The organism is Microbispora sp. CSR-4, assembly GCF_008033685.1.
GTDB lineage: Bacteria > Actinomycetota > Actinomycetes > Streptosporangiales > Streptosporangiaceae > Microbispora.
Genome location: NZ_VJVX01000151.1, coordinates 1 through 1,899 on the forward strand (window position 1 = coordinate 1; position 1,899 = coordinate 1,899).

Below are 1,899 nucleotides of genomic sequence, written 5' to 3' on the forward strand. Positions count from 1 at the left end.
GCAGCACGATAGAACAGCACCCGAAGCTCCTGGCGATGACGGTGATGGTTGTGGTGATCAACCCGTCTACCAGGAGCTTCGCCACATCATGAGGAAAACCCGAGCATCGCGATCATGCTGTGACCGGCTTAGCCGCCCGGCGGATGAAAAACGTTCACTGGGCGACGAGGTGGTGCCCTCGCAGGCAGCTCCGCCTGGTGAACGACAAGCGAGACCCCTGATGCCTGTGGGTGTCCTGAGAGGCTGACAGGGCCGAGTAGGGCCATAGGGTGTTCTCGGCGGTGGTCCGCGTCTACATCACGGGGAGGAGAAACAGGGTGAATGCCGAGACGGCGAATCTGCTCTTCGACGTGGTTGAGCGCCTGGAGAAGAGCATCGTCGCTCGTGACTGCCCTGCAGTCGTCGTGCTGGATGGAGAGCGCCGTCTCGTCCTCAGTGACTACGACTACCTGCGCGATCGAGAGACCGCCGTTGCCTTCGAGCGTAGAGCCGCCGCGAAGGCCGGTGAGATCGGCGTGAGGCGCTGGGTCCTCGCGGTGCCGCAGGTGTGGATCTTCGAGCCGCCGGGCACCGTGGCCACGCGCGCGGTCTCGAACCATGCACTGCGCGAAGGCGAGCAAGAGGCGATCACCTGGATGAGTTTCGACCGTGATGACGGCGTTGACTACGGCCGCGTGGCCTATGCGCGCCGCCCCAGCGGGGAACCGGTTTTCGAAGAGCCGGAGATGTTCGAGGTCGGCGTACGGCCGAGGGAGATCATGCCGGGGTTCACGCTGCTGCGAGAGCTCCTCAACGAGTAGCGGGGCCGCCCCCCGAAGGGAACGGCCCCTGACCGGTTTCACTTCCTTCGCCAAAAGAGAAGGTGAGATCGGCCATGTCCAGCCTACGGCCCCAGCGTCGGCGGTGGAGAGCATTCGGCGGTCACGTCGCGAGGACAGCCACAAGGCAGCCGGCGAACATGAAGGGTCCATACGGTATGAGGGTGGATGCGGAGCCCTTCCGGCTGATCAGCATGGTCACCGCGTATAGCGCCGCCAGTATGAGCCCCGCGCCGATGCCGACGACCCAGGCGTGTGCGCCGATGGTCCCGAGGATCCCGCCGACAAGACCGGACGCCTTGACGTCTCCCGGCCCAAGGGCGGTGTTCATCCGCCGGAAGCACCAGTAGAGCGAGAAGGCGCCCAGCGCACCGAGGATTAGACCCACGGTGAGCGCTCCGTCCCTGCTCACTATCCCGCCGACGGCCACGAGCGCCAGGAGGACGACGTACGAGGGCAGCGTGAGCGCGTCCGGCAGTCGTCGCGTCCGCAGGTCGATCACGCTGAGCGCTACTCCAGCAGCGGCCATATAGAGGTATGCGGGGAGAAGCGGAGCAAGACCAATCCGCCAGCCGAGCAGCCCGAACACCGCCGCAGTGATGACCTGGGTTGAGTACGGGATGCCCTTTCGCGTAGCGAAGCGGTTGGCGATGATCCGAATGACCCACCCGATGGGGAGGCCAACGGTGGCAGTTCCCAGGGCAACGCCGATCGTCGACACTTGTCCCCCCACCCAACGGTGCTCGCATGAACCGCTCTATCCACGCAGCGAGAGCAAATGATAGCTATGGGTGATCAGGCGCGGCCAAGCCGTTTCGTTAGGACAGCCGTACGGCGCCGACGTAGTCGCTGCGGAACATCGGTGCGATCTGCACGTGGCTACCGGTGTGCGGGGCGTGGATCGTCTTCCCCTCGCCGATGTAGAGGCCCACGTGGTGAATTGACTCGGGTGCCAACCGGTCGTGTTCTTGCTGAGGTCTAACCTCGGGCTTTCGCGACGAATTTGAGCGGGCTTGATCGTTTACATGAGAAAAGTGCCTTTGAGCTGGGAGGATTGGGCTTGTCGAGAGTCCTGTCCGCA

Annotated in this window: 3 protein-coding genes; 1 reads left to right on the top strand and 2 read right to left on the bottom strand. The window is 64.1% G+C overall.

Annotated features, from left to right (window positions below):
- Nucleotides 1-317 precede the first annotated feature (317 nt).
- Nucleotides 318-800, top strand: coding sequence for a hypothetical protein (locus FLV34_RS39115; protein WP_142652644.1), 483 nt, complete (start codon nt 318-320; stop codon nt 798-800).
- A 121-nt stretch (nt 801-921) separates the two neighbouring features.
- Here FLV34_RS39115 and FLV34_RS39120 read toward each other — a convergent pair whose 3' ends face one another.
- Together FLV34_RS39120 and FLV34_RS43575 are read right to left on the bottom strand one after the other, a co-directional pair.
- Nucleotides 922-1,539 carry an A24 family peptidase gene (locus FLV34_RS39120; RefSeq protein WP_142652645.1) on the bottom strand — a complete coding sequence of 206 codons (618 nt, stop codon included), beginning with the start codon at nt 1,537-1,539 and terminating at the stop codon, nt 922-924.
- Nucleotides 1,540-1,636: 97 nt separating this feature from the next.
- The gene (locus FLV34_RS43575; RefSeq protein ID WP_240972252.1) at nt 1,637-1,774 is read right to left on the bottom strand and encodes an NlpC/P60 family protein; all 138 of its coding nucleotides are present in this window, start codon (nt 1,772-1,774) and stop codon (nt 1,637-1,639) included.
- Between the last annotated feature and the right edge of the window lie 125 nt (nt 1,775-1,899).